General features: G+C 41.7%; 29 protein-coding genes and 1 pseudogene. 4 read left to right on the forward strand and 26 right to left on the reverse strand.

The annotated features are described in order from the left end of the window. Positions 1-38: 38 nt before the first annotated feature. Together EXT47_RS21170 and EXT47_RS21175 are read right to left on the reverse strand one after the other, a co-directional pair. Positions 39-1,340 (reverse strand): PAS domain-containing sensor histidine kinase, encoded by a 1,302-nt coding sequence (locus EXT47_RS21170; protein WP_226899204.1) that lies wholly within the window; start codon positions 1,338-1,340, stop codon positions 39-41. Continuing rightward, positions 1,327-2,703: a sigma-54 dependent transcriptional regulator gene (locus tag EXT47_RS21175; protein WP_130127503.1), complete on the reverse strand. Its 1,377-nt coding sequence runs from the start codon at positions 2,701-2,703 to the stop codon at positions 1,327-1,329. The genes EXT47_RS21170 and EXT47_RS21175 overlap by 14 nt, the downstream gene beginning before the upstream one ends. 175 nt (positions 2,704-2,878) lie before the next feature. Here EXT47_RS21175 and EXT47_RS21180 point away from each other — a divergent pair, with 175 nt between their 5' ends. The 3 genes from EXT47_RS21180 to EXT47_RS21190 are packed head-to-tail and all read left to right on the forward strand — an operon-like array spanning position 2,879 to position 7,257. Then, entirely contained in the window at positions 2,879-4,126 is a 1,248-nt protein-coding gene (locus EXT47_RS21180) for an efflux RND transporter periplasmic adaptor subunit (protein WP_130127504.1), read from the forward strand. A 22-nt stretch (positions 4,127-4,148) separates the two neighbouring features. Continuing rightward, positions 4,149-4,838: an ABC transporter ATP-binding protein gene (locus tag EXT47_RS21185; protein ID WP_130127505.1), complete on the forward strand. Its 690-nt coding sequence runs from the start codon at positions 4,149-4,151 to the stop codon at positions 4,836-4,838. Beyond that, the gene (locus tag EXT47_RS21190; protein WP_130127506.1) at positions 4,831-7,257 is read left to right on the forward strand and encodes an ABC transporter permease; all 2,427 of its coding nucleotides are present in this window, start codon (positions 4,831-4,833) and stop codon (positions 7,255-7,257) included. The genes EXT47_RS21185 and EXT47_RS21190 overlap by 8 nt, the downstream gene beginning before the upstream one ends. Positions 7,258-7,301: 44 nt before the next feature. Here the strand turns inward: EXT47_RS21190 and EXT47_RS21195 are convergent, their stop codons facing one another. Next, positions 7,302-8,762 carry a dihydrolipoyl dehydrogenase gene (locus EXT47_RS21195; protein ID WP_130127507.1) on the reverse strand — a complete coding sequence of 487 codons (1,461 nt, stop codon included), beginning with the start codon at positions 8,760-8,762 and terminating at the stop codon, positions 7,302-7,304. A 289-nt stretch (positions 8,763-9,051) separates the two neighbouring features. After that, entirely contained in the window at positions 9,052-9,780 is a 729-nt protein-coding gene (locus tag EXT47_RS21200) for a glutathione peroxidase (RefSeq protein ID WP_039495472.1), read from the reverse strand. Positions 9,781-9,966: 186 nt separating this feature from the next. Here EXT47_RS21200 and EXT47_RS21205 point away from each other — a divergent pair, with 186 nt between their 5' ends. Next, positions 9,967-10,500: a DinB family protein gene (locus tag EXT47_RS21205; protein ID WP_130127508.1), complete on the forward strand. Its 534-nt coding sequence runs from the start codon at positions 9,967-9,969 to the stop codon at positions 10,498-10,500. 147 nt (positions 10,501-10,647) lie between these two features. Here the strand turns inward: EXT47_RS21205 and EXT47_RS21210 are convergent, their stop codons facing one another. The 22 genes and pseudogenes from EXT47_RS21210 to EXT47_RS21305 form a co-directional block, all read right to left on the reverse strand. Next, positions 10,648-10,911 carry a hypothetical protein gene (locus EXT47_RS21210; protein WP_010376000.1) on the reverse strand — a complete coding sequence of 88 codons (264 nt, stop codon included), beginning with the start codon at positions 10,909-10,911 and terminating at the stop codon, positions 10,648-10,650. Between the two features lie 139 nt (positions 10,912-11,050). Next, on the reverse strand, positions 11,051-11,410 hold the full coding sequence (locus tag EXT47_RS21215; protein ID WP_130127509.1) for a hypothetical protein: 360 nt from the start codon (positions 11,408-11,410) through the stop codon (positions 11,051-11,053). A gap of 248 nt (positions 11,411-11,658) precedes the next feature. After that, a complete protein-coding gene (locus EXT47_RS21220) occupies positions 11,659-12,345 on the reverse strand; it encodes a GAD-like domain-containing protein (protein WP_039495482.1) in 687 nt (228 codons plus the stop codon). Next, positions 12,346-13,305 carry a polymorphic toxin type 15 domain-containing protein gene (locus EXT47_RS21225; protein ID WP_240701646.1) on the reverse strand — a complete coding sequence of 320 codons (960 nt, stop codon included), beginning with the start codon at positions 13,303-13,305 and terminating at the stop codon, positions 12,346-12,348. A 271-nt stretch (positions 13,306-13,576) separates the two neighbouring features. Further along, positions 13,577-14,038, reverse strand: a complete 462-nt coding sequence (locus EXT47_RS21230) for an SMI1/KNR4 family protein (RefSeq protein ID WP_240701647.1) — start codon at positions 14,036-14,038, stop codon at positions 13,577-13,579. Positions 14,039-14,154: 116 nt separating this feature from the next. After that, the gene (locus tag EXT47_RS21235) at positions 14,155-14,835 is read right to left on the reverse strand and encodes a GAD-like domain-containing protein (RefSeq protein WP_130127511.1); all 681 of its coding nucleotides are present in this window, start codon (positions 14,833-14,835) and stop codon (positions 14,155-14,157) included. Between the two features lie 721 nt (positions 14,836-15,556). Further along, positions 15,557-16,030, reverse strand: coding sequence for an SMI1/KNR4 family protein (locus EXT47_RS21245; RefSeq protein ID WP_045989833.1), 474 nt, complete (start codon positions 16,028-16,030; stop codon positions 15,557-15,559). Positions 16,031-16,032: 2 nt separating this feature from the next. Continuing rightward, positions 16,033-16,821, reverse strand: coding sequence for an HNH endonuclease (locus EXT47_RS21250; RefSeq protein WP_130127512.1), 789 nt, complete (start codon positions 16,819-16,821; stop codon positions 16,033-16,035). 424 nt (positions 16,822-17,245) lie between these two features. Beyond that, the gene (locus EXT47_RS21255) at positions 17,246-17,764 is read right to left on the reverse strand and encodes a group-specific protein (RefSeq protein WP_130127513.1); all 519 of its coding nucleotides are present in this window, start codon (positions 17,762-17,764) and stop codon (positions 17,246-17,248) included. A gap of 96 nt (positions 17,765-17,860) precedes the next feature. Continuing rightward, positions 17,861-18,259, reverse strand: a complete 399-nt coding sequence (locus EXT47_RS21260) for an immunity 22 family protein (RefSeq protein ID WP_130127514.1) — start codon at positions 18,257-18,259, stop codon at positions 17,861-17,863. A gap of 174 nt (positions 18,260-18,433) precedes the next feature. After that, positions 18,434-18,641: pseudogene (locus EXT47_RS24095) on the reverse strand (ISAs1 family transposase); the annotation flags it as partial. 46 nt (positions 18,642-18,687) lie between these two features. Next, positions 18,688-19,152: an SMI1/KNR4 family protein gene (locus tag EXT47_RS21265; protein ID WP_130127515.1), complete on the reverse strand. Its 465-nt coding sequence runs from the start codon at positions 19,150-19,152 to the stop codon at positions 18,688-18,690. Between the two features lie 9 nt (positions 19,153-19,161). Further along, the gene (locus EXT47_RS24100) at positions 19,162-19,293 is read right to left on the reverse strand and encodes an HNH endonuclease (protein WP_226899488.1); all 132 of its coding nucleotides are present in this window, start codon (positions 19,291-19,293) and stop codon (positions 19,162-19,164) included. A gap of 28 nt (positions 19,294-19,321) precedes the next feature. Continuing rightward, positions 19,322-19,600: a hypothetical protein gene (locus EXT47_RS24105; RefSeq protein WP_226899487.1), complete on the reverse strand. Its 279-nt coding sequence runs from the start codon at positions 19,598-19,600 to the stop codon at positions 19,322-19,324. Beyond that, positions 19,594-20,139: a hypothetical protein gene (locus tag EXT47_RS24110; RefSeq protein ID WP_226899485.1), complete on the reverse strand. Its 546-nt coding sequence runs from the start codon at positions 20,137-20,139 to the stop codon at positions 19,594-19,596. Before EXT47_RS24110 ends, EXT47_RS24105 begins: the two co-directional genes overlap by 7 nt. A 101-nt stretch (positions 20,140-20,240) precedes the next feature. Then, positions 20,241-21,032, reverse strand: a complete 792-nt coding sequence (locus EXT47_RS21275) for a PoNe immunity protein domain-containing protein (protein ID WP_130127516.1) — start codon at positions 21,030-21,032, stop codon at positions 20,241-20,243. 9 nt (positions 21,033-21,041) lie between these two features. Continuing rightward, the gene (locus EXT47_RS21280; protein WP_130127517.1) at positions 21,042-21,791 is read right to left on the reverse strand and encodes a PoNe immunity protein domain-containing protein; all 750 of its coding nucleotides are present in this window, start codon (positions 21,789-21,791) and stop codon (positions 21,042-21,044) included. Positions 21,792-21,801: 10 nt separating this feature from the next. Beyond that, positions 21,802-22,542: a hypothetical protein gene (locus EXT47_RS21285; protein ID WP_130127536.1), complete on the reverse strand. Its 741-nt coding sequence runs from the start codon at positions 22,540-22,542 to the stop codon at positions 21,802-21,804. 436 nt (positions 22,543-22,978) lie between these two features. Continuing rightward, entirely contained in the window at positions 22,979-23,833 is an 855-nt protein-coding gene (locus EXT47_RS21290; protein WP_130127518.1) for an immunity 49 family protein, read from the reverse strand. 13 nt (positions 23,834-23,846) lie between these two features. Then, the gene (locus tag EXT47_RS21295; protein ID WP_130127519.1) at positions 23,847-24,680 is read right to left on the reverse strand and encodes a hypothetical protein; all 834 of its coding nucleotides are present in this window, start codon (positions 24,678-24,680) and stop codon (positions 23,847-23,849) included. A gap of 167 nt (positions 24,681-24,847) precedes the next feature. Then, positions 24,848-25,534 (reverse strand): GAD-like domain-containing protein, encoded by a 687-nt coding sequence (locus tag EXT47_RS21300; RefSeq protein WP_130127520.1) that lies wholly within the window; start codon positions 25,532-25,534, stop codon positions 24,848-24,850. Beyond that, the coding region (locus tag EXT47_RS21305; protein WP_240701648.1) for a polymorphic toxin type 15 domain-containing protein at positions 25,534-26,049 on the reverse strand (516 nt) is incomplete at its 5' end. The genes EXT47_RS21305 and EXT47_RS21300, both read right to left, overlap by 1 nt.

The raw sequence follows: 26,049 nt of genomic DNA on the forward strand, positions 1-26,049 counted from the left end.
CTTGTTGTTGCTATTTTTCTTTAACAAAAAGAACAGCACTAAAGCAATACACTAAAGCAGCTCCCTTTTCCTACTTCAGAGGTTGCGCTGATCCGCCCTTTGTGGCGATGGATAATTTGTTGGCTGAGTGCAAGTCCAATTCCTGAGCCATGAGGTTTTGTGGTAAAAAATGGTACGAATATTTTATCAAGTGCGCTGGGTTCTATTCCTTCCCCGTTATCAGCGACGTTGATCTCACATTTGCCGTAGCGATTAATCGTTGCTGATACAGTCACTACTTTTTCTTGGTTGTTATGTTTCATGGCATCTTTGGCGTTATTTAGTAGATTGAGCAGCACTTGTTCTATCATCTTTCTATCAACATTAATGCTCAGCGCAGCGGGCGTCACGTCAAAGTGTAGAGTGATATTGGCGTCCCTAAAGTCGCGTTTTATCAGCGGTGTAATGTCGTCAAATAAAGTCTGTACCGCAAGCGGTTGGAGGTCAAGTTCAGGAATATGCGTGAGCTTTCTGTAGTTATCAATAAAGCCAAGTAAAGACTGGCTTCTAATACCAATTGCTTGCAGGCTTTGTAGGTAGTCTTCAACGAGCTCTTGGTCTGTCACCGCTTCAGCTAGCTGATTATTGGTGATATTAACTAGCGTATTGGAGAGCGAATAAATCGGTGCGACGGAGTTTCCTATTTCATGGATAAGCACGCGGATCAGCTTTTGCCAAGACTCGATTTGGGTGCTCTCTAGCTGCTCTGAAATCGCGGTGAAAAGCCAAAGTTGGTACTGATTACCTTGATTGGAAAACGTAAAATATTTAAATAGTAAGTCTTTGGCGATGTGGCTACCTACTTTGGCTTGTTCAAGCTCTGGGTGTGCTGCAAGTAGTGAGTGTCCAGACTCTGCGCCGCGAATATCCAACAATTGCTTTGCGCTGTTATTACAAATCAAAATGGTGTGGCCATTTTTGATAAGGATCAGACCTGCTTCTATGTGTTGTAGCATGGTTTCGTAAGTGATGACGAGCTCTGCCTGCTTGGTTTTATCTTGCTGAGCTTTCTGAATAAGCTCGTTACAGATTGTAAGTGCTTGCTTACTTGTTGGGTGCTTATTATCAATTCTAAAGCTGCCATCTTGATACTTGAGCGCAGTAAACACTTCTTCGAATTGTTGTTTTTGTCTTTGCAGTGTGGCAATAGACAGCACTGTGAATAGCACTGCAATCGCAATGGCTAAACCACTAAACAAAAAGACGTAGCTGTGGAGAAAACCCAATATACCAAGTGTGGCGAATAAAATGGCTGCGAGTTGAAAAATGGCCATGCGAACGAGGCTATTATTCCACATCATACTTCTCCATTTTACGGTACAGTGACGCTCGAGTGATCCCAAGCGCTTTAGCCGCATGGCTGATATTTCCTTTAAAGTCTCGAACTGCCCGCTCTATGGTGTGCTGCTCTATTTCTGCGAGATTATAGGTGTCAAGAAATCCCGCGTTCTCCTCAGAGCTTGCCGCTGGACTGGTGAGCTGAAACTGCAATTGGGTTGAGTCAGATAAAATAACAGCGCGTTCAACCAAGTGTTGTAATTCTCGGATGTTACCGGGCCATTGATACTTGACTAAATCAGCCATCATTTTGTTGGTGACAGTTTTGCACTGGAGCTTGTACTTTTTGCTGTACAGATCAGCATAAAACTCAATAAGAAGTGGAATATCTTGGGGTCTATCTCGTAGTGCGGGAAGTGTGATCTCTACGGTATTTATGCGGTATAACAAGTCCTGACGAAAACTGCCTTCGCGCACCATGTCATACAAATTCATATTGGTTGCGGTGATAAGGCGCAGATCAACCTCTATTTGTTTGCTGCCTCCGACTGGCGTAACCACTCGATTTTGGATCGCAGTAAGTAACTTTCCCTGTAACTCGAGCGGAATATTGGCTATTTCATCCAAAAACAAAGTACCAGATTCCGCAAGCTCAAAGCGACCTGGCTTATTGGCTTTCGCATCTGTAAATGCGCCTTTCATATGGCCGAACAATTCACTTTCGAACAAAGAGCTGGCGATCGTGCCCATATCGACAGACATGAAGGTATTGTCTTTTCGTAAAGACTGTTTATGTAGCTCTCTGGCAACGACTTCTTTACCAGTGCCGCTTTCGCCTAAGATTAAGACGTTGGCATCGGTTTTGGCGGCCTTTTCTATGGTTTGAAAAACTTGCTCCATTGCTGGACTCGAGGCGATTAAATGCTCGAATGGTTTGTTTTGCGCTGCCATTGAAATTTGTGCGATTTGCGTGAGCTTCTTGGACTTTTGCCGTTGTTTGCTCAACTCGATGCAATTGGCAACCGTTGCGAGTAGCTTTTCATTTTGCCAAGGCTTGAGGACAAAATCGTTGGCGCCAAGTTTGATGGCATCCACCGCCATCGTTAGGTCGCCATAGGCGGTGAAGAGTACAACCACGGCATCTTCATCCAAGGCTTTTATTTGTTTTAGCCAGTAGAATCCTTCGGCGCCGGAGGTTGATTCTCGAGTAAAGTTCATGTCGAGCAATATCAGTGCAAAGTCCTGTGCCGACATTGTTTTAGCGATATCGTGGGGATTCTCTAGCGTCACGACTTTTTTGTAATATTGTTTGAGCAACATTCTCGTGGCGACGAGAATTTCGCTGTTGTCGTCGACAACTAAAATTGCCTTATCGCTGATAGTCATTACATTTCCTTTTCTCATCAAACTGTTCGATATCGTACACTAGGTGTTTAATTTTTTTACACTCTTTTGTTCCATTATTCCATGGAATTGTTTTATGTTTTTGATTTTTATTTGTTTTTTAGTTTGGCATGCAACTTGAGTTATTAGGCTAACCTAAACTCAAGAGAGTGACAAAATGGACAGAAAAATAACACCTAACAAAAGATTTCAGCTGTGGTGGTTGGCGCTACCTGTCATCGTGGTAGCGTATTTTGCATTTGATAGTGCAGCGAGTAGCAGCGGGGATCGTGTTAATCTGGCGATGGATAAAGTCAAGATAAGTACAGTGACAAAAGGCGAGTTTCATGATCTTATTCCGCTTAGAGGCAGCATCATGCCGAGTAAGTCTGTGTATCTAGATGCCATCGAAGGTGGGCGAGTCGAAGCGCGTTTTGTCGAAGAAGGTGCGATGGTTAAAAAAGGTGACAAACTGCTCGCACTGAGCAACACCAGTTTGCAGCTGGATGTGATCTCTCGTGAGGCGCAGATCTCAGAGCAGCTAAATAACCTACACAATACCCGCTTAGCGATAGATCAAAACCGTTTAAACTTAAAACGAAACCTATTAGAGCTAGATTTTCAGGTAAGTCAAAGTGAGCGAAAGCTTGCACAGTTCAAGCGCCTTGGTAGCGGGAATTTAGTTTCAAAAGATGAGCTACAAGCGGCCGAAGATGAAACTGAGTATCTAAAAAACCGCCGCAAGTTAATTATTGAGCAGCAGCAACAAGATGAAAAAATCCGTACGGCACAAATTGCACAGCTAGAAGATAGCGTTGAGCAGCTAAATAAAAACTTGAGCTTTGCGCGTAAAAATCTTGAAAATCTAATTATCAAAGCGCCTATGGATGGTCGATTGACTGCGCTAGACGCGGAATTAGGCGCGTCAAAGGCGAGAGGAGCACGTTTAGGGCAAGTGGATATTGTGTCTGAATATAAAGTGTCGGCTCAAATTGATGAATTTTACTTGGGCCGCGTATATGCGGGACAAACCGCAAGGTTAACGCTGCAGGGTAAGCCGTATGAGCTAACGCTCGCAAAGGTCTATGCCGAAGTGTCAAATGGTCGATTTGAAGTGGATTTAACTTTTAATGCTGCGCTGCCCAGCGACATTCGTAGAGGTCAAAGTTTACAGTTGGAGTTGTTATTAGCAGATGCGAAAGCCGCGACTTTAATACCAAATGGTGGATTTTATCAAGATACCGGCGGCAAGTGGGTATTTGTACTAGAGCAGGGCAGCCAAGTGGCGGTGAAGAAATCGGTGACGTTTGGCGAGCGTAACAACAAATATATTGAAGTACTTGATGGGCTGGCAGTCGGCGACCGAGTGATCACTTCAAGTTACAGCAGCTTTAAAGACATGCAGTCGGTCAGTTTGACTCGTTAATAGAATTAAAAGGCAAAAGAATATGTTACATCTAACTAAAATAAATAAAGTTTTTCGTACTGAGCTGGTTGAGACTTACGCCCTTGAGGATGTCACGGTGAGCGTAGAGCGTGGCGAGTTCGTTGCTATCATGGGACAGTCAGGCTCAGGTAAGTCTACCTTACTCAATATCATCGGCATGCTAGACCATATTGATGGTGGCGAGTATGTTTTTGATGGCAAGGACATCAGCCATTTAAGTGAAGGTCAGCTTGCTGATATTCGTAAAGACAATATCGGTTTTATCTTCCAAAGTTTTAACCTTATTGATGAGCTCACTGTATATGAGAACGTTGAGCTTCCGCTTATTTACCAAGGGCTCCCTAAAGCCGAGCGAGCATTGCGTGTGACAGCCGTGCTGGAAAAAGTGAACATTGCGCATCGCAAAGATCATTACCCACAGCAACTTTCAGGTGGTCAACAGCAAAGAGTTGCTGTTGGGCGTGCTATTGTCGCAAAGCCAAAAATGATTCTAGCGGATGAGCCAACCGGTAATCTTGACTCAAAAAATGGTGAAGAAGTCATGGGGCTGTTAGCACAGCTTAACCAAGAAGGAGTAACGATAGTCATGGTGACGCACTCAGATCACCATGCAAATTACGCGCATCGCACGATCCATGTTTTGGATGGCCATATTGTTTCGAGTCAAATGCAGGAGATTCGCTGTGCTTAAAAATTACTTGTTAATCGCGTACCGTAGCTTGCTGCAACAAAAACTCTACTCAACAATCAATATTTTGGGTTTGGCGATTGGTTTAGCTATTTGTATCAGTATGGCTATCTTTGTTGAATCTGAGCTGGGTTACGACAAGTTTATTAAGGATAATGAGCAAATCTATCGCTCGTCTGTAAAATGGATGCCGCCAAGTGCGCCTGAACAATACTATGCGCAAGGGCAAGTATTTAACGCTGAAAACTATCAAGCACACTTTGAAGAAGTGGTAGATGCTACTCGCTTTCGAGAAGTGAGCGTTGCGCTTGGGCAAGGCAAGGAAAGTTTTCTTCATGATGGTGTATTCCTCGCAGACCCCAACTTCGTCGATTTTTTCTCCTTAGATGTAATTGACGGAGAGCGTCAGTCGGCACTTGAGGCTCCCAACACTATTGTTTTGACCCAAGCAGCTGCAATGCTCTATTTTGGTCGCACGAATGTTGTTGGAGAATCTTTACTTGGGGCAGGAAAACTACCGTTAAAGGTCAGTGCCGTGATAAAAGACTTGCCACTGCGCACCCATTTAAATGTCTTTGCGCTCATCAGTATGGCAACGGCCACCACTTATTATGGTGATAACAGCTGGCAGCGTGACCCAAGTTTTAACTATTTCACCTACGTTAAATTAGCGGATGGGGTAACCGGTGAAGATGTTGAAGCAAAAATCCCAAGTTATTTAGAAAATCATTATGGTCCGGGAACGAGTGACACCCTTGGCTTTGAGTTAATGCCTGTCACCGATATTTACCTTCACTCACATCAGTATGGTGAAATGAAAGAAAATGGTGATATCAATACCGTTTATTCGTTTAGTGTTATTTCAGCGCTTATTCTCTTTATTGCGTGTGTTAACTTTATGAATTTGTCGACTGCCACGGCAACCAAGCGCGCAAAGGAAGTGGGAGTACGTAAGACATTAGGCGCTAAACAGCAGCATTTAGTTATGCAGTTTGTGGTTGAGGCGATGATGCTGAGTTATATCGCGTTGATCATTGCTGTGGCGCTGGTTGAAGCTGGTTTGCCCTTGTTTGCGAGCTTTATCGGCAAGCCGCTCAGTTTTGACTTCTATTCAGAGCCGTTAGTGTTGACTACGCTGTTGCTGTTAGGGTTATTCGTTGGCTTAATCTCAGGCGCATACCCTGCCTTTTATCTAAGCCGCTTTAAACCTGCTAAAGTGCTTAAAGGAGAAGTGACACAGGGTAAATCTGGCGCGCTGCTGCGTAAAGGGCTGGTGGTATTTCAATTTAGTGTCGCCGTGGTGCTTATTATCGCCACCACGGTATCTAACCAGCAACTAAAGTACGCCAGAGCCATAGAACTCGGTTATGACAAAGACAATACTTTTGTGCTGAGCCGTCTTTATACAGATATCGCCAGTCAACAGCGTAGCGCATTAAAAACACAACTGCTCTCTCACCCAAATATTGTCAGTGTGACAGCAAGTTCAGCAGTACCAACAGAGACCATTGTCGATGCTTTTGGGATGGTTAATCCAAAAACACAATTGTCGCAGACCATGCCGACATTGGCAGTAGATGAAGATTATTTTAGCAGCTACAACATTAAGTTACTGAGTGGCCGAGGGTTTAGTCGCGATTTTCCTGCCGATAAGTTTGCGATGCCGAGTGCGGCTGAGCCAAATCCGCGTTTTTCGGTTGTGATCAATGAAAAGGCAGCGCAGAGTTTAGGATTTAGTGCTGATGAGGCTGTTGGTAAAACATTTGAAGTACGATTAACTCGGCATTCAAGCGCTATGGCGACTATCATCGGGGTGACGCAAAACTACTATTTTTCTTCACTTAAAACAGAGATAAGCCCAACGTATCACTTGCTAAGAGAGAATGAAGGCAATTCGATGGCGATAAAATTTAAAGGTGATACAGCGCAAACTCGCGACTTTATAGAGGCCACTTGGCGCAAGCTAGTACCAGAACAAGAAATGGAACTGACTTATCTACAAACTAAGTTTGAGCAGATGTATCGCCAGGAAGACAAAGAAATCATTGTGTTTAATTTGTTCTCTATGCTGGCGATTTTCATTGCGTGTTTAGGCTTATTTGGTCTTGCCTCTTTTACCACAAAAAGGCGCACCAAAGAGATTGGGGTGCGTAAAGTGCTTGGTGCTTCGGTGATGGATATCGTGATATTGATCAACAAGGAATTCTCAAAGCAAGTGATGATCGCAAACCTGATAGCGTGGCCGCTTGCGTACTTTGTGATGCAGCAGTGGTTAAACAACTTTGTCTATCGTATTGACCTTTCAATCGTGCCATTTTTGATTGCAGCAAGTTTAGCGTTTGCAATTGCTTGGTTAACGGTCGGCTCGTTGACGCTAGTTTCCGCACAAGCGCGACCTGTAAAATCATTAAGATACGAGTAATTGCAACTAAACAGGCCTCACAATGAGGCCTGAACTGAGATAAGTTAAGCACCAGGACCACATTCCAAGCAGTGCTTGATAATATCCGGGCCAAACTTCAAGTTTGCATTTAGATTTCGCAGTGCCGTTCTTAGGCCTTCTTCTATCACTGGGTGGTAGAAAGGCATGTCGAGCATTTGCGGCACGGTCATCTTGTTTTGTAGCGCCCAAGCAAGTAAATGCGCTATATGCTCAGCAGCAGGGCCGACAAATTCGGCACCTAAGAATAATCCGGTGCCTTGCTCAGCGTAGACTCGCATATGGCCTTTGTTTTTTAACATCACGCGGCTGCGGCCTTGGTTTTCAAAGCTCACCTCTCCGATGGCAAAGCAGCCACAATTGCCATATTGCTTTTCCAGCTCTTTATAACTTGCTCCAACCATAGCAATTTGTGGGTCGCTAAATACCGCCGCAAGCTTTGCACGGCGCAGTCCCACTCTCACATCAGGGAAGCGACCGGCATTTTCACCTGCAATCGTGCCCTGATCTGCGGCTTCATGTAGAAGCGGGATCTGGTTACTGGCATCACCTGCAATAAAAATCGGGGCGTTACCAGAGCCATCAAGACATTGCATGGTATGTGGGTCGGCTAGCGGTACGCCTCGCTCATCAAGTTCAAGCGTGGTATTTTCTAGCCTAAGGTTATCAACATTGGGCACACGGCCTGTTGCTGCCAACACATAGTCAAACTGCTCGGTTTGCGGTTTCCCTTGTTTGTCAATGTAGGTAAGTTCGGCTTTGTCACCAACCTGTTTCATATCTGATACTTTGGCATCTGTGTCGAGGTAAAACTCATCACTGAACACCGTGGTAGCATAGTCTTTGACGATTGGATCGGTTAGTGGGCCAAGGCCACCGCCGACACCAAATACTTTGACCTTTACGCCAAGTCGGTGTAGTGCTTGACCTAGCTCTAAGCCAATCACGCCGGGGCCAAATACGGCCACTGAGTCAGGCAAGTCATCCCAGTCAAAAACGTTATCGTTAATGACTAAACGGTCGCCAAAATTATTAAACGCACCAGGGTAGCTAGGTCTTGAACCTGTAGCGATAACAAAACGTTTGGCTGTGATCTGAGTGTGGTCGTCCAACTGTACCGTATGGCTGTTGATAAATTTTGCACTGCCGCGTAGTTTATCTTGCTCAGGTAGTTCGTCGACAGCTTCGACGACAAAGCCAACGAAGCGATCTCGCTCATGCTTTACTCTCGCCATAACCGCTTTACCGTCAATTTCAGCGGGTTTTACATTAATACCAAATTTAGGTGCGACTTCAATTTGATGTGCAGCTTCAGCTGCGGCAATCAGTAACTTGCTCGGCATGCAGCCAACCCGAGCGCACGTTGTGCCGTATACGCCAGACTCAATCATCAGTACTTCTGAGGTATATTTTTTGGCATTTCTATAGGCGCTGAGACCCGCTGTTCCCGCACCAATCACGACTACGTCGGTGTTTATCTTTTTCATTTTTTGCTCCGAAATCAGAAAGTGTGATACCAATTTACTTAATTAAGAGGTCTATTTGAGGCGAGAAAATCTTGTCGATAACCAGGCAAAAATTTTGCTATTTAGTTGTTCTAAATGAGAAATTTTTAACGCAGTTAGCGTCAGATTTGCTCCTTCAAATTGAGCAAGTATTAAGACAAATTGGTATACTCCCCCATGACAGTCAGTTATTAGCCATCGTGTTGTGTTGAGGGGGAACATTTTGACTTGGTGAGCAAGTTCACCAAGTCATGTTGTGGGGGATGAGTGATTAAGCGAAATATTCAGCTAAATCGTCTGAGCCACCGATGTGTTTACCGCCGATAAATACTTGCGGCACGGTTTCGCGACCAGACAGCGCTTTAAGGCTGGTTAGCGATGCCTGTTGGCCAATTACCAGCTCTTCATATGCCAGTCCTTTTTCTTTTAGCAAGGCTTTGGCTTTTTCACAGAATGGACAGCCAATCTTGCTAATAACGGTAACCGGCTCTGGTTTGATTTGGCGCGGGTTAATGTACTCCAGCATAGTATCTGCGTCTGATACCTCAAACGGGTCGCCAGGCTTTTCTGGTTCGATAAACATTTTGTCAATCACACCATCTTTTACCAGCATTGAATAACGCCAGCTGCGTTTGCCAAAACCTAAATCGTTTTTATCAACTAACATGCCCATGCCGTCAGTGAATTCGCCGTTACCGTCAGGTAGTAGTGTAATATTCTGCGCTTCTTGGTACTGTGCCCATGCGTTCATTACAAACGTATCATTAACGGATAAACACACGATTTCGTCGACACCATTTTGTTTAAATACGCTAGCAAGCTCGTTATAGCGCGGTAAGTGCGTAGACGAACAAGTTGGTGTAAAGGCACCAGGCAAAGAAAATACAACCACAGTTTTACCTTTAAAAATTTCATCGGTGGTGACGTGCTTCCACTCTTCATTTTCTCTAATTGGGAATGTAACCTGTGGTACGCGTTGACCTTCAATATTCTTTAACATTTTGCTTTCCTTCTTAAGTTGATGTAGCCATTATGCCGCGCGCATTTTGATTTGTATAATTGATAGTTAAGATTAAAGTGTTCAATAAAATTGATTGTTTTCAACTTCAAATATTTGTATTTTTTAACCTAGCCAATGCCGCTAAGTTGAGGTTAGTCAATTTTTACGGGAACAGGGAATATTTAGATGAAAGCAAACTTTGAATTAATGGCGGATTACAATCGCTGGATGAACGAAAGATTATATGAAGCTGTTTCGGGATTGAGCGTCACGGAATTACACCAAGATCGAGGGGCTTTTTTTGGCTCCATCATGGGCTCGTTAAACCATATTCTTGTTGCTGATATTATTTGGCTTAAGCGCTATACAGAGCATAGCCACCATATTGAAGCACTGAACGCTATAGCAACGATGCCGCTGCCGACAAAACTTGATGCGATGTTGTATGAAGATTTTGCAGCGTTGAGACAGGCAAGGGCGGAAATGGATAAGGTGATTATTGAATTTGCGAATGAAGTCACTGAGGAGGCGCTTGCAGCCGATTTACACTACAAAAACACACAAGGTAAAACCTTTTCTCGCAAGTTTGGTTTTTTAGTGCATCATTTATTTAATCATCAGACGCACCATAGAGGGCAAATAACGACATTACTCAGCCAGATTGGTATTGATATGGGAGAAACCGATCTATTAGCTCGGATCCCCACATCATTTGGTTAGCGCTCTGGCTCGTTTTACCGCTTCAGTTATGTCTAGTGTTTTGTGCTAGTGGCAATGAGAAGGGGTGTAAAACTAGATTTTAGCTCTACAGGCCTTTAAAAACCGTGGTCGGTAAAGCCTGTTAAGAAGAATTTCACTCGCTAACTTTCACAATAACTCTGAATAGAGCTCCTCTAGCCACTCATGAAGGTCCTCTATCGAGTCAAAATCTTCGTCTGTTAATTCTTCATACTCTGTTAGTGAAATAAGATTTAAGTCTATAGCCTCCCGAAGTTGAGCCTTTACCAAGTCGCTGTCATAAGGGTAAGATTCTCCGTGACCGATATCCATTCTTAATATATTGGAATCATAAACTTCAACATGACAATAGTCTCTTAATATTGATCTTAAAGGTTCTTTAATTTTGCTCATTCTAATTCACTTCTTTAGTTCAGGGTATAATGCGTGCAATTTAATGTTACCATCTTCTATTAGATATATAGCTTTGGTGTATCCGTTTGAAAAATCTGTAACCTCGTATCCAGTGGGGTTTTCTTGCAATCTAGTCTAGTTATTCCGCGTACCGCATTTCTGTAGTTAGAGCCAAAAATATCTTAAAGTGGTATTTATGCGATCCTCGTTTATAGCGTTGTGGGAGGCGTTTATCCGCCGATAAGTTATGCTTTTCTGGTGTGGTGTTGATGTCGTCTAGGCGCTTTACCGTGGCTTGCATGCCTTCGATGGCGGCGTCTGGGAGTAGTAGGTCGTAATGCCAACTGGTAGACATGTCATCGAGTGAATCGCGCAGGCCTTTGACGATGTTTTTTACTTCCGTGGCGGATTGTTTTCCTAGGTCTTGCCAGTTGATGTCTCTTAGGTATTTAACTGGGTCGCCTTTACCTACTTTTCTTTGGGTAAAAAACCGCAGCACGGCAAGCGCAGCACAGAGCGATTCTCAAGTATTTTTAAGATGACCTTACCTACGGTTGTGATATGTCTTGGGTCCTTATTTACCACTGCACGCTATCTCAATAAAGCAGCTAAAGATTAGCTACCGTGGTTTCTCTAATTAAAAATGTAAATGAAAGCAGCAGAAGAAATGTGGTGAGCAATGTAGGCTAGGAAGACGATTGAACCTAGCCTCACAACATCTATGTATTTAAAGGACTTAAAAAAGTGCTATTGGTTATGGGGTAATTGGTTAGATAGCGCAACGATATCAGCCATAACCCGCTTCTCTCCAAGGTCAGCTAGGAATGCCAAATGTTCTGTAGCTTTTACCTTTTGGAGATTCTCAAGCTTAGGTTCGCCACCAAGGGCAAGAGCAGGCGCAAAGCCATAGATCTCTCCATTTTCAAGAGGGCCTAGCTTTTCGACAGCTCGTTCAAAAAGAGGCTGATCATTGATATCGTCTAAATCAATTTCGGAACTAACTTTATTTGCAAAAAATAAATCTAAAGTTAGTTCTTTTCCATCTTCAATAAACTCTTGATCGTTAAATGTTGGAAAAATCATACCATAACAGCTTGTTATCGATAGGCTATTACCCGAGTTCTTTCCCCAAATATACACTTCTCCAAAGGCGTCAATGGCTATTACGGAGAAGTTATCCAAACCATCTCTTTGCATTTGCTCAAATCTAGTGCTTTTCAGCCATGAGTCTAAAACATCTTGATAATCAGCTGGGTTTACCATCCATAGCCGTCCCGCTCCCCAGCCACAAAAGCCGTACTCTTTCCAATATTCTAGCAAGTTATCAGGCAATAAGCCTTTATACGCTTTAATATCTTCACCTGTCGGCTTGATCTCTTTAATTGCAGGTCCAAAACCGCCAAAGTTATAAAATTCTTCAAAGTATTCGTTCATCTACTTACACCTGTACAAGTTCATATTTAATTTTGCATCTGGACCCAATGCTTTTAGTGCTTTCTCTGCTTCATTATCCATTAGCTCAACACGACTCAACGTAGTCTTTTTACCTGAGTCATCAAAACCTTTTTTATTCCATCGTGCGCCAATAGATTGGTTAACACTGGCGTCGCCTAAATCAACAACTTCATCTAGTCCTCCTGCAATCATATCAGGGTTATGCAAAGCATTCAGAGTCTTCATGTCCAACCTTGCAAGTGCTTCTGCTTGATCTGAAAGCTCCTGACCACTTAATCTATTCTCTTTTCTTAGTTTATTCTTATATTTATTAATTAATTTACTTTTAAACTTTTCTCTAGCCGCCTTCTGCGCCTTTCCAGTTCCTTTTCGTCCAATCTTTTTATAAGCATCGCGATTTTCAAGATACTGTTTTACAGTCATGCTATTTAGCCCGTCCATTTGTCCCTTTAATTGGCGGTCATATTCAACTGCGGTTCCTTTGGCATTCTTTTTAAAACAAGGCACGTTGTATTGTGGCATACGTTTTATTGCCGCCCCCGGCAGCTCATTCCCTTTTGGTGGCTCCAACTCATCGGCTTTGGCTTTGGTGGGCTTGTCGGTAACGCCTCGAATTGGTGGTTGGCCTTGATACTCATCCAGTGCTTTATTAACTCGCTGCCTGATTTCTTGGGCGGCTTGTTGCATATGCTGGTCGATTTTGGGGGTGACCTTGTCTAGGCGTTTAACCGTGGCTTGCATGCCTTCGATGGCGGCGTCTGGAAGTAGTAGGTCGTAGTGCCAACTGGTAGACATGTCATCGAGTGAATCGCGTAGGCCTTTGACGATGTTTTTAACTTCCGTGGCGGATTGTTTTCCTAGGTCTTGCCAGTTGATGCCTCTTAGGTATTTAACTGGGTCGCCTTTGCCAACTTTTCTTTGGTTAAAAAGCCGCAGCAAGGCAAGCGCAGCAGAGAGTGATTCTCCAGTATTTTTTAAGATAACCTTGTCTATAGACCTCTATTTAGTCGATTCTGAATATTGACATTTTGGTGCTCAGACTGGTTGAGCAACTCAGTTTACCCGCAGTTTGGCCCTGCGATGCACACATCGTACTGTGCGGCACTATGCCACCTAGCCACTGCCCACAAAACAGCTAAGGGTGTAAAACAAGTCAACACCCTTGGGTAAGCCTAGAAACACGTATGGAGGATATATCCAGATTAGGTTACTAAGCTCTCAAATTATTGAGAAATTCATTTATATCTTTTGAAACATAAATAAAAGCTTCTGGTGAATCAGGATCTTCTTCCACATTCACGAAGATTATAGGTGGATTTGAATGGTCAATATTAAAATTATAGGCAAAAAAGTTGCCTGCACCTCCGGCATCAGCAATAGGAAAGATATTTGGATATAAATCTTTCCATTTATTAAATTTTTCCAGAGCACTGTATAGTATGTGTTCAGAGGAACAATTTTCCAAAACGTGAAATAACGGGCCAAACGGTACGGGTGCTAAGTCACCTGATTCAATTACCTCTTTAGATGGTACTAACCCTTGTTTGTCAACTATAAAAGATTTGTAATCAGCAGGTAGTATAAAACCTATAATGGCCTCTATTGTTGAGATCTCAGTGCTCGAGATATCTTGCAAAGGAGGATCTACATACTCTTCCCAAATTATATTCACTTTTTGCTCCTTGTTACTTTTTATAGCCTCCACCCCAAATAAACATTCCTCCAGTATGGGGCACGAAAGCGTCGTGTCCTATTTGATTGAATCACAACAAGTGTCACAATACAGCATTATTCGTGCTGCTTAATAGCGCCACGTACCATAGAAGCCATATCAATGATTTCCATATCACCCATGTCGGCAATTAAATTCAAATGGGCAAAAATATCGCACTTTTCAATATTCTTGACTTTTTTCTCGCCACCCATAAATAAAAATGGCGCAAAGCCGTACATTTCATCACCCTTGAGTGGGCCATGTTTTTTTAATGCCGCAGGAAAAAGAGGTTTCCTTTGATTATTTTTAATATCAAGTCGCTCAGGGTCTTGAAGCGCTATAAAATCTTTTGCAGTTTGGTTAGCCTTACCAGCTGCAATATCTTGCTCACTACCTACGCTTGTTGTCATCCAATTTAAGTGCGGACTGATTTCAAGAGATACACCTGTTTTCTCGCCGTAGACCTGAAGTTTCCCCCAAGCATTGCGCGCTATAACATAATAGATATCGTGTTGTTCAAACGGAGTATCTTCTAAAAATCGGTCAAGAATGTCTTGATAATCCGCGGGGTTTGTCAACCAAAATAAACCATCGGCAAAGCCGCTGAAACCGAGTATTTGCCAGTATTCAAGTAGCTGATCAGGCAGCTTTCCTCGATACGCTTCTATATCAGCGGTAGTCGCGGGTACAATTGTTGTTGGTTGGCCAAATTCGCTTAAAAAAAAGGCTGAATCGTCATCATTCGTCTCTATCATGGGTTCTCTACTTTACTTTTTGTTTAACGGGCAGCGCTCAAGTCGAATGTTCAACTTAGCATCTGGGCCATATTCTTTAAATGCTTTTTCAACTTGCTCATTCATTAATTGCTGCTGTGTTTTATCCACTTTCTTATTGGCGGCAGAGTAGTTTACAAGCTCAAAAAATTGCTGTACGACCTCACAGTGTAAATAGTTTTGTGGGAGGCGGTTCACCCGCCGAGAAGTATGTTTTTTGAGTGGTGAGGGCTTGCCTTTTCTTTAGACGAAAAAAATGAACCAAGAAAACGTCGCCCCAGCATCACACTTAATCCTCAAATCCTAAGCTGATATTGTGCAACCGTCTTGTAAGGCACGTCTTTGTGCCAGACAAAACTTAGCCGACATGCTGTCGGCACATTGCATATCGACTTATTCCTTTCGGGTGTGATAGAGGGGGGATACGTTGCTTGTGAGATCTTCTATGACTTTAGCGATTAAGCTGCTTTAAAGCATTGCAAAAACTACCAGCGCAGTATCCATACCTAAATTTTTAGAGCAGTACGAAAATAAAAGTGAATTTTAAGGCAAGGAGAGTTGCTCCTTGCCTGACGACACCAGTGTATTTAAAGGACTCTGGTTATGGGGTAATTGGTTAAATAGCGTAACGATATCAACCATAACACGCTCCTCTCCAAAGTCTGTTAAGAGAGCCGTATCCCGTGGCTTTTACTTTGCTAGGTCAAAGTTCGTCTTCATTTTTTTCTAGGATAGCTAAGAACTCATGGAAATTTGAGCTAATATGCCTTATTGCTTTATCTCCATCTTCAAGTTGCGAAGAGATAATAAATATAACTTCAGGCTCAGTTATTTTATGACGAAAGTCAAAAGCGATTAGGTTTGAATCAAAAGTTATAGCAAAAGGTACTATTTTATCCGATAGAAACTCATCTATTTCTTCTCTTTGATCTGAAATACTATAAATTTCGAAATCATCATTTACTAAATTTTGGCAGTGAAGAAAGTGTGCGATTGAACAATGTCCTTTTCCTACTTCAAAAGATGAATAAACAGGCTTATCTCCAAAGTATAATTCCATGAAGTTCAAAAACTCTATCGGAAATTTAATCTGAAGTTCTAACTCAAGCTCCTTTAGGTAACTTGGATTATAAGTCGGCTTATTTTCTTTCCACAAATATGGTTCACATTTAAACATAATTAATATCCTCCTCCCCAAATAGACATACCACCTGTATGTCTAAAGGTATCATGTGTAGTTCTGTCAATAAGCTGCATTCTGCCAGTGTCTTGATGATGATGCCATGTCAAACCATCTGCAGGATCTTTTGATGGTGGCTTTTTCATTATATGTGCTACTTGCTCATCATTTAAACCTAGAGTCTTGGCTAGACTTGGGTTTTTCTCTAATTGTATAGCAAGATTTTTATTTGCTTCTTTAAAGTGTTCTGTGGCTTTGCCAGAGCCTATATGATGATCCGATATGTGAGTATCAAATTTACTCTCAAATATGGGGAAACCATTCGAATCATATTGTAATTTCTTTCCTTTTCGGTGTAAGTACCCATTTTCATCCAAGTTATTTTTATTTCTAATTGTAATTGCGTCAGAGGGTTGTCCACCAATAGGGATAACCTTGCCATCAGAAGTGAATTTAGGCTTTCTAGCTAAATCATTTATTTTATTTACACTATCGGGATCTACAATTGTGTTTCTGTTGACAACATTAGACCCAGGCAACTCATTCCCGTTTGGCGGCTCCAATTCATCGGCTTTGGCTTTGGTGGGCTTGTCGGTAACGCCTCGAATTGGTGGTTGGCCTTGATACTCATCCAGTGCTTTATTAACTCGCTGTCCAATTTCTTGGGCGGCTTGTTGCATATGCTGGTCGATTTTGGGGGTGACGTCGTCTAGGCGTTTTACTGTGGCTTGCATGCCTTCGATGGCGGCGTCTGGGAGTAGTAGGTCGTAGTGCCAGCTGGTAGACATATCATCAAGTGAATCGCGCAGGCCTTTGACGATGTTTTTAACTTCCGTGGCGGATTGTTTTCCTAGGTCTTGCTAGTTGATGCCTCTTAGGTATTTAACTGGGTCGCCTTTACCGACTTTTCTTTGGGTAAAAAGCCGCAGCACTGCAAGCGCAGCGGAGAGTGATTCTCCGGTATTTTTTAAGATAACCTTGTCTATGGTTGTGACATGTCTTGGGCCTCTATTGGTGGCTGTGAATAACCCCTACAGCATCTGATTTTGAAGGTAGTGAAACGATGTTAGTATTTTCAATTAACTCGGACACGCGAAGCGCTAAGAAGTTATGAGTTGAGCTAGTGATCCTGACTTTTTAATAAAAGCTTTTATCTTAGATGTGTTGTACTAATTTTCTCCGAAAATCAGCGAACACAGCTTTCGAATAATATCATTGCTTTCTAGCTCGTTCATTTAGAACTTTAAGTAAGTCGGAATCGCCTTTTACCCAGAACTTGTCATCATCAGGAAAAATATTCTCTGGGTACTCATTTGCAAAATCTATAAATTCACCGTTCCAATGTTGTGGTATGTACTTTTCCATTTGCACGCCCTCATGATAAAATGCGGCTACACTTTTAGCATCAAAGTCGATAAACATGATAGGGAATAAATCAGCAACATCCCACCAAGATCTAGCTGATGGGAACCTAGATGCCAGTCTCTTACTTAGTTCGCTGCAACTTATTTCATTACCCTGAATTTTATCCAGAAAAGTTTCTACATTATTTTCATCTAAAATATGGAGGCCGAATCTATCCGAGTCGTTAAGCTCTGGAACTTGATATCCATTTTCTATAAAAGCGTCTCTTAGTTTTACCAAATCTAATATCCATAACTCTCGTTCACCCTTAAACCAGCGAATTTTACTTTGATAGCGTATAACTACTATTACTACTTCGTTAATCATGACTAATAAAAATATTTTTAATGATAAGTTAACTTACTTAGAAAATACTCACGTTCTTTTTAATAAATAGATATGGATTCACATCCACTTGAGATTCTAATCATCTTCCTCATAAGCAAATAAACCGATAAAAACAGGGTCACTTTGAACAGAGCGTGTTATTTTTTTAGGGTCATAATCAAAATCAAACTGACAAATAAGCCACCTTGCTTTGGTAATACCGATTGACTTAGCAGAGTCTATGGCACTTTTTTCAAAGGAACTTGCATAAGATATTTCTGTAAAAAGTTCTGCAATATCGACAATTCTTGATTCTATATACTCAGATTCTTGATTTGCTAAGTCATAATAACCAACGCCACACAGATCTTGTAGAACATCAACTTCTATAGATTTATCCGCAGCTTCAACTCCAAGCCATATAGAAACAACACCTTCTTTTTCAAACCCCTGAGTATAATAGTCGTCTTCTTCTAGGCATTCCTCTTTGGTCATTTTAATGCGCCTTATTTATGAAATCCCTTGGGCAATGAAATATAACCACCTTCAACCCACTTTCTGATATTGTTTTTAAGGATCTAGACTTTCAGATCTTTTATTATTTTTTGCAATTGATTGTAGATCTTTTCGAGTTTGGAGCTCTCGATCCTAGGGTGAGAGCATACAGTGTTAACTACCATTAACACTGAAGGTCAGCTTTGCCTCAAGTTCATCGTCAATTGAGGTTCGTACATATTTGCGACGTATCGAATCTCCACGACCAGTGTGTTTTACAAAGTTATAAACAACCGGTCTGAACAGTGCAGTTTTCCGCCGAAATTGGTTCACGTGTCTGACAAGCACCTTTCTTAATTACGACACCCAATATCCAATGCTGATAAGGGGGCGCAAACTAATCATTTATTTTACCCATATTCAGCCTATCAAAGACGCTCAACAAAAGCTTCAAAACTATCTGAAACTAGTACAAAAGCAGGACTTAATTCATCTGATTCATTATGATCCCAGAGTACAACTGACGGTTCAATATTGCTATCTTTGAAGTTTAAACATAAAAAGTCTCCACCAAAAACATGAGCAAAAGGAAGTAGCTCAGCACCCACTAAATCTTCATTGTCGGTTAGGCGCTCTTCAATCTGAGCGAGCACCACTTTTATTTCGTATTGCATAATATCGTCTGACAAATTTGAATCGTTTGTGATAAGAAGTGTTCGTTCAATCAACCGCTCCTCATTGTCTATGTCGTAAGTTAACCCTTCAAAAGCAACGCCATTGTTGTTGCGGAAAAACTCGATAAATGAATGTGGAAGTTTCACTCTGCAAAAGCTTTCCAATTCAAATATGCTTGAGTTATTTAACTCATAAGAGTCATTACGTTTAGTGAGCATATATAACCTCTATCTTTTGCTGTATGCCCAATGGCCTTTCGATCTTCCACCTTGGTGGTTAATCATATTATGAGGACCAAAAGGAACCAACTCCATAACACCAGGAATCTCTGAGTGATGCCAAGTGTTACCATCTCTCATACCTACAGGCAACTTTTCATTGAGCCACTTAAATTGAATGTAATCTGATTTTTTTCCATAGTCCTTCTGGTAATTCTAACTTTGCTTTAATTAAATCAGCTGACGCAAAGTCAGGGTATTTTGTTCCAGATTTAAACGAAACATTATCAACCAAACCTTTATCAATAGCCTTTTGCTTGATTGCTCTTTTTTCCTTAATAGTAAGCTTATCGCCATCTGGAAAATCTTTCCAAGACCAAGGTTTATTTGAATTAATTAAACTCGCATAATCGGAAGCTTGTATCTCTAGTTTTTCAGCTGCTAACAACTTGTTTTGACCGCTGGGCAATTCATTCCCTTTTGGCGGTTCCAATTCATCGGCTTTGGCTTTGGTGGGCTTGTCGGTAACGCCTCGAATTGGTGATTGGCCTTGATATTCATCCAGTGCTTTATTAACTCGCTGTCCGATTTCTTGGGCAGCTTGTTGCGTATGCTGGCGATTTTGGGGGTGACGTCGTCTAGGCGTTTTACTGTGGCTTGCATGCTTTCGATAGCGGCGTCTGGGAGTAGTAGGTCGTAGTGCCAACTGGTAGACATGTCGTCGAGTGAATCGCGCAGACCTTTGACGATGTTTTTAACTTCCGTGGCAGATTGTTTTCCTAGGTCTTGCCTGTTGGTGTCTCTTAGGTATTTAACTGGGTCGCCTTTACCTAGCTTGCGTAAAACGGCAAGCGCAGCGGAGAGTGATTCTCCGGTATTTTTTAAGATAACCTTTCCTACGCCTTTGACTGCTGAGCCCACAACTGGCACTAAACCAATGCCGGTGATATCTCGTAAATCCATGACTTGGTCGATAATCGGTATCATGGAAATCGAGGGGCTGACCACTGTCGGTGAAGGTTAGCGGCTTAGACCTGCAACACCCAAGTGGTTCAGCCTATCCTTTTTTAAAAATCATGCGCAGAAGTTTATCTGATTAAATCAATCGGGACATAACCGCTATCTTCTAAGGGTTCTCTTGGTATCTCTAGAACATTAGCGACTAAAGCTAATTCAAAACACCAATAACCAATATAATAATCCGTGTACTCGAATTCGCATTCACAGTTGTGATTATCATGCCAGTCCGCCAAGCCCTCTAACTTGATGTACCAATTTTGTGCAAATTGGTTGAGTAAATCAGGCTTTTGTTCATTGGGTACTGTAAAAGCGAGTGAAAGGTTTTGATAAATTTCAGGGTAGTAGAGTGTGGGCGAAATAGGTCTATCGTTATCACCAAGTGCAATGGCTATATTATCAAGTAAGGTGTCTTTGCCGCGTTCGCCAATAACATCGAGCACTTCTTGAATATGAGCTGGAGCGACATCACAGGCTTGTAAAAGAGCCAGCCACCACAAAGTGTAGATATAACGATTGATATTAGGGGAGCCGACGGCATCGATTTGCCCGCCCAACTTTTCAAAAGCATAGCGGTATATTTGATGATTTGCAGGTAACTTATCACAGTAGTGTGTCAGTTGTTTTCGATACGGCAAAATCGCTTCGGTATAGCGCTTAACATCCCTAAGGTGAGCACCGTATGAGTAGTGCGCTACCGCTCGCATAATCGCGAGCTGATATATACGCTGGGCAACATTAACTCGTTCGCTAGGTGTGGTAAAATTACCTGCGTCGAGGGCTTCCTGTGTTTCTTTAATGCCAACTTCAATGTCGACTAAGAATTCTTCGTAATAATCGTTACTTCTCCGTGTATCGCGCACCTTTATCTCCTACTGATTATCTTGCCAATGTACGAGGTCTTTGGGGTAGTATGGGTGGTCAATAAAGCTGCTATCATCAATATTGAATAATTTAACAACGAGCGCAATTTCCCAGCACCAATAGCCATCGTAAGCATCATTGTCCATTAAATGATAATCTGGTCTACCAATTAGATTATACCAAGATTCAATATAGTCATTAGCAAGAGAAGGACGTTGTTCTGGACTCCCTTCAATTACTTTATAAAGCTTACTAAAGCGCTTTTTAAAAAGTATGTCTGAAGCTATGTCACGACCTGAGTCGCCAAGTTTTACTGAAATTTTATCAAAAAGCGCGTCTTGACCTTGATTGCCGATAAATTCCAGCGCTTTTAGGTAGTATTCCTCACCCATATCTAAGCAATAAGCAAAACTAAGCCACTTTAAGTTTTGTTCTAGATAGTCTTCCCTCATCTCCTCCCAGCTGATTCGTTCAGCTTGTTCTTGTTCAGGTAAAGCGTTTGCATAGTCATTTTGCCACTTGCGGTAAGTTAAAACATCTTGTAGCAGTGGCTTTATGCCACCCAATTTATCTCCTCTTGAATATTTATTGTTTAGTAAGTTCATAGCATGGATGATTAAACCAAAACAAAACCTCATACTTACGACCTTTGTTAGCTTTCCAGATTTAAGTTCTTCAATATCCTCAACAATGGACTCTTCATAAAACTCTACGGCTTCGTCAAAATACGATTTGTCTTGTAGATTGTCTCTTAGCATATTTTTTCCTTTAGAGGTTGATTGGACCACCAATAATGTTTGCGTTTTTATCTAGCTCTTTTACAACCAAGCTTCCATCTTCTTTATTACGGATCAGTAGCTTTTGTATTGAATTATCATTTTTTTGAAGTGCATTTAATATTTTTCTACGCTCTTTTCTATTCAAGCCTGCTTTTTTTAGCCTTTCATCAGTTACCCAAGAGTTACTCATTTGTTTACCCGTTGTAGTCTTTCCTAAACGAGCCTTATTGTATTTGGCTTCGGTGATCACAAAATCAGGTGGTGGATTTGGGTGCAAATAAATCCCATCTATACCGGTTTCGCCGGGCTTAAAATTACCGTCGGTTTTACCTAATGGTACAAAGCCTTTTTCCGTCATTAATTGATGGGCATTGTACTCACCCGCAGCCGCTTTTCTATGGTTTAGTGATTTATGTTGCGTAAAGTCACTAGGCGTTTTGCGTGATGGCGGATTAACTTTGTTAACTGGGGCACCTTTGAGATCGTTTCCTTCTGGAGCTGAAAGCTCCGGCGCTTTAGATTTCTTCGGCACATTGGTAACACCAACCTGTGGTAACTCCCCCTGATATTCATCCAGTGCTTTATTAACTCGCTGTCCGATTTCTTGGGCGGCTTGTTGCATATGCTGGTCGATTTTGGGGGTGACGTCGTCTAAGCGTTTTACTGTGGCTTGCATGCCTTCGATAGCGGCGTCTGGAAGCAGTAGGTCGTAGTGCCAACTGGTAGACATGTCATCAAGTGAATCGCGCAGGCCTTTGACGATGTTTTTAACTTCCGTGGCGGATTGTTTTCCTAGGTCTTGCCAGTTGATGTCTCTTAGGTATTTAACTGGGTCGCCTTTAACGACTTTTCTTTGGGTAAAAAGCCGCAGCACGGCAAGCGCAGCAGAGAGAGATTCTCCGGTATTTTTTTAAGATAACTTTGACTATGGTTATGATATGTCTTGGGTCTCTATTTATGGCTTTGTCTTACCACTGCATACCATTTCAATAAAGCAGTTGAAAGTTAGCTACCTCAGTTTCTCTACTTAAAAATGTAAACGAAAGCAGCAGAAGAAATGTGGTGAGAAATGTAGGCTAGTAGGATAATAGAACCTAGCCTTGCAACATCCATGTTGTTAAAGAGTGTGTTTAGTAAATTAGACTTCTTTTTTTAATTTACCTTAATCATTTTTGTGGGTTAGGGTTTACCAGCCACTCAGGTATATAGCCATTTTTTGTGGTCAAGTCGTAACCTTTAATGTCTTTTGCTAACGCAGCCATGGCGATTAGCGGGATGGATAGTGCTCCGTCCCCATCACAATCATTTTCTTCTGTATCGTAGAATTCTTTATGAAGTAGCGTCGCTTTTTCAATCGCTTGGTTAAACTCCACACCACCATCATCGGTAAATATACCTAAAATGACAGAAACTACGGGCCAGTAGAGTCTACTAGCATAGTGATACGCTTCATCGTATTTGTAGTCATCTGGATTACTGGTAATTAATGCTTTTTCAATTGCCGAGGCTAAGTCTGCGCCGGGCATAAAGATGGTTTTGAGCAAATCAACTAGAGCGTAATCAAAAGGAGTGAATTGCTCAGCATAGTTAGCCGCTTTAAAAACTGAATCATCAACTTGAATTAGATAATCAATCGCATCTTGATTTCGCGTAATTATTGCAAGATACATAGCCTTTGGCCAATTAAAAATATCAGCGTCTTCCGGGTCTAATGCCCCGACTACTTCAATAACTTGGTTATCGTAGTGTAGTTGAAATGGCTTACTTGGATTATCGTTAGATTGAAAAATTCCCAATCCTAATTCTTGTGCACGCGTGAGGTATTTCCAGGCATTTTTGCTGTTTGGGTTTTCAAGGGCCTCTAGTGAAAAAATTTCTAAGTTGGTTTTTAAAAATGTAGACAAAGCACGTTGTGGTTTATTTCTAATCGCGGTGAGTGTCAACTCATCAGGAAAACTATTGTATGAGTCCTGACTCTCTTCATAGATAGACTGTGCGTATGTATAATGATTTTTAATCATTTTTTATCCTTTTTTATCCTTTTTCTATATTTTTAATATCAAATATGGTGGCATCAATGGCTCCCTTAATTCTTGTGTCAGAGGCTTTTTGCTGTACACCAATATATTCAATTGGGTCATCAATAATACCGTCCATTTTAACCATATGTTTATAGTGTTTGAGCATTCGATTTAATTCATCAACCTGTTCGTTAAATTCAACTTCATTTGGGTCACCGTACTTGGAGCCTTTTTTGTATTTACGATATTGAGTCTCGTAATTCTTAAAAATAGACTCCATATAAGATCTGGACCCTTGTTGAGCACGCTTTGTTCCGGCCATTCGACTTCCCCAAGTTGCACTACCGCCTTTGGCTTCAATAACTAGGAGTCTACCGTCTTCGGTTTGATATAATTGGTCAAATTGTCCTTGCTTACCATCTGTGAGCAACTTTGACCTCAGTGGTGTTGCTCCTGGGTAATTTTGTTCTACGAAGATCCGGGCGGCTTCTTCACCCAGCTCTTCACTGGCTGCACGCATATCTTTATATGCTGCTTTAAGGTGCTCTGCATTACCAGACTTTAATGCGGCATCGCGTTTGGCGATGGCTTGATTTCTTTGTGCTTCTAGCGTCCTAAGCTTTTGTTTTGCCGCTGGAGTGAGTGACTTGTGGTCAACCTTCAAGCGTTGCAAGACTTTATTAGGTGTATCAATTCTATTCGAGGCGAAAACAATTTGGCCGTCAACATACTGCAATTGGTCACTGACCGTTTGGTTTCGCCTTGTTATATACGGTTTTCCATCTCGTAATGCAACCTGGTAATTATTCTTTACATGCTCTGGGGCATCACTTAAAAAGTCATCCAATAATATTTGAACATGCGTCCTAGAGTTAACTTTTAATGCAACTGATTCGTTTCTCTAATTAAAAATGTAAATGAAAGCAGCAGAAGAAATTTGGTGGAAATGTAGGCTAGGAGGATGATTGAACCTAGCCTTGCAACATCTATGTATTTAAAGGACTTAAAAAGGTGCTATTGGTTATGGGGTAATTGGTTAGATAGCGCAACGATATCGGCCATAACACGCTTCTCTCCAAGGTCTGCTAAGAAAGCCAAATGTTCCGTGGCTTTTACCTTTTGGAGATTCTCAAGTTTAGGTTCGCCACCAAGGGCAAGAGCTGGCACAAAGCCATAGATTTCTCCATTTTCAAGAGGGCCTAGCTTTTCGACAGCACGTTCAAAAAGAGGTTTTTCATTGTGATCTTTTAGATCAATTTCGGTGCTCATTTTTGTTGAGAAAAATAAGTCCAAAGTTAGCTCCTCACCATCTTCTAAGTAATCATCGTTACTAAAATTAGGAAATATCATGCCGTAGGGAGAAGTGATTTTCAGGCAATTACCCGAGTTTTTACCCCAAATATACATCTTCCCAAATGCATCTACTGCAATGACATAGAAACTATCTATACCGTCATTTTGCATTTTTTCGAACTGAGTACCTCTAATCCATTCAGCCAAAAGATCATGATAATCAGCTGGGTTGACCATCCATAAACGGCCTTTCCCCCAACCACAAAAACCGTATTCTTTCCAGTATTCAAGCAAATTGTCAGGTAAAGTTCCTTGATAGAACCGGATCTGCTCATCAGTTGGTTGAATTGCTTCTATCGCTGGACCAAACCCACCAAAGTTATAAAAATTGTCAAAAAACTTGTTCATTATTTACACCTATGTAGATTCATATTTAATTTTGCATCCGGACCTAATGCTTTTAGTGCTTTCTCTGCCTCATTATCCATTAGTTCGACACGACTTAACGCAGTCTTTTTACCGGAATCATCAAAGCCGCGTTTATTCCAGTGCGAACCAATAGACTGGTTAACGCTGGCGTCACCTAATTCAACCACCTCGTCTAGTCCTCCGGCTATCATATCAGGGTTATGTAAAGCATGGAGAGTCTTCATATCCCTTTTTGCTAACTCTTTAGCTTTTATTAGAGCTTCTTCGCCGAAGTATTTTCCAGTTTTATTTAAGTTCTCTCTATAGCGGTGTATTAAGCTTTCCTGAAAGTCTTCTCTCGCTTGTTTCTGTGCAGTACCAGTACCTTTACGACCAATGTCCCTGTATACATCGCGATTTTCAAGATACTGTTTTACAGTCATGCTATTTAGCCCGTCCATTTGTCCCTTTAATTGGCGGTCATATTCAACTGCGGTTCCTTTGGCATTCTTTTT

The organism is Pseudoalteromonas sp. CO342X (assembly GCF_004208915.1).
GTDB lineage: Bacteria > Pseudomonadota > Gammaproteobacteria > Enterobacterales > Alteromonadaceae > Pseudoalteromonas > Pseudoalteromonas maricaloris.

Excerpts from the sequence above, each read along its gene's own strand:
- EXT47_RS21265 (WP_130127515.1), bottom strand. The coding sequence starts at position 19,152 with ATGCTCACTAAACGTAATGACTCTTATGAGTTAAATAACTCAAGCATA.
- EXT47_RS21180 (WP_130127504.1), top strand. The coding sequence starts at position 2,879 with ATGGACAGAAAAATAACACCTAACAAAAGATTTCAGCTGTGGTGGTTG.
- EXT47_RS21290 (WP_130127518.1), bottom strand. The coding sequence starts at position 23,833 with ATGATTAAAAATCATTATACATACGCACAGTCTATCTATGAAGAGAGT.
- EXT47_RS21280 (WP_130127517.1), bottom strand. The coding sequence starts at position 21,791 with ATGCTAAGAGACAATCTACAAGACAAATCGTATTTTGACGAAGCCGTA.
- EXT47_RS24110 (WP_226899485.1), bottom strand. The coding sequence starts at position 20,139 with ATGATACCGATTATCGACCAAGTCATGGATTTACGAGATATCACCGGC.
- EXT47_RS21245 (WP_045989833.1), bottom strand. The coding sequence starts at position 16,030 with ATGTTTAAATGTGAACCATATTTGTGGAAAGAAAATAAGCCGACTTAT.
- EXT47_RS21250 (WP_130127512.1), bottom strand. The coding sequence starts at position 16,821 with ATGTCTACCAGCTGGCACTACGACCTACTACTCCCAGACGCCGCCATC.
- EXT47_RS24100 (WP_226899488.1), bottom strand. The coding sequence starts at position 19,293 with ATGAGAGATGGTAACACTTGGCATCACTCAGAGATTCCTGGTGTTATG.
- EXT47_RS21195 (WP_130127507.1), bottom strand. The coding sequence starts at position 8,762 with ATGAAAAAGATAAACACCGACGTAGTCGTGATTGGTGCGGGAACAGCG.
- EXT47_RS21300 (WP_130127520.1), bottom strand. The coding sequence starts at position 25,534 with ATGAACAAGTTTTTTGACAATTTTTATAACTTTGGTGGGTTTGGTCCA.
- EXT47_RS21255 (WP_130127513.1), bottom strand. The coding sequence starts at position 17,764 with ATGATTAACGAAGTAGTAATAGTAGTTATACGCTATCAAAGTAAAATT.
- EXT47_RS21205 (WP_130127508.1), top strand. The coding sequence starts at position 9,967 with ATGAAAGCAAACTTTGAATTAATGGCGGATTACAATCGCTGGATGAAC.
- EXT47_RS21200 (WP_039495472.1), bottom strand. The coding sequence starts at position 9,780 with ATGTTAAAGAATATTGAAGGTCAACGCGTACCACAGGTTACATTCCCA.
- EXT47_RS21235 (WP_130127511.1), bottom strand. The coding sequence starts at position 14,835 with ATGATAGAGACGAATGATGACGATTCAGCCTTTTTTTTAAGCGAATTT.
- EXT47_RS21220 (WP_039495482.1), bottom strand. The coding sequence starts at position 12,345 with ATGAACGAATACTTTGAAGAATTTTATAACTTTGGCGGTTTTGGACCT.
- EXT47_RS21170 (WP_226899204.1), bottom strand. The coding sequence starts at position 1,340 with ATGATGTGGAATAATAGCCTCGTTCGCATGGCCATTTTTCAACTCGCA.
- EXT47_RS21285 (WP_130127536.1), bottom strand. The coding sequence starts at position 22,542 with ATGTCTACCAGTTGGCACTACGACCTACTGCTTCCAGACGCCGCTATC.
- EXT47_RS21210 (WP_010376000.1), bottom strand. The coding sequence starts at position 10,911 with ATGAGCAAAATTAAAGAACCTTTAAGATCAATATTAAGAGACTATTGT.
- EXT47_RS21185 (WP_130127505.1), top strand. The coding sequence starts at position 4,149 with ATGTTACATCTAACTAAAATAAATAAAGTTTTTCGTACTGAGCTGGTT.
- EXT47_RS21175 (WP_130127503.1), bottom strand. The coding sequence starts at position 2,703 with ATGACTATCAGCGATAAGGCAATTTTAGTTGTCGACGACAACAGCGAA.
- EXT47_RS21260 (WP_130127514.1), bottom strand. The coding sequence starts at position 18,259 with ATGACCAAAGAGGAATGCCTAGAAGAAGACGACTATTATACTCAGGGG.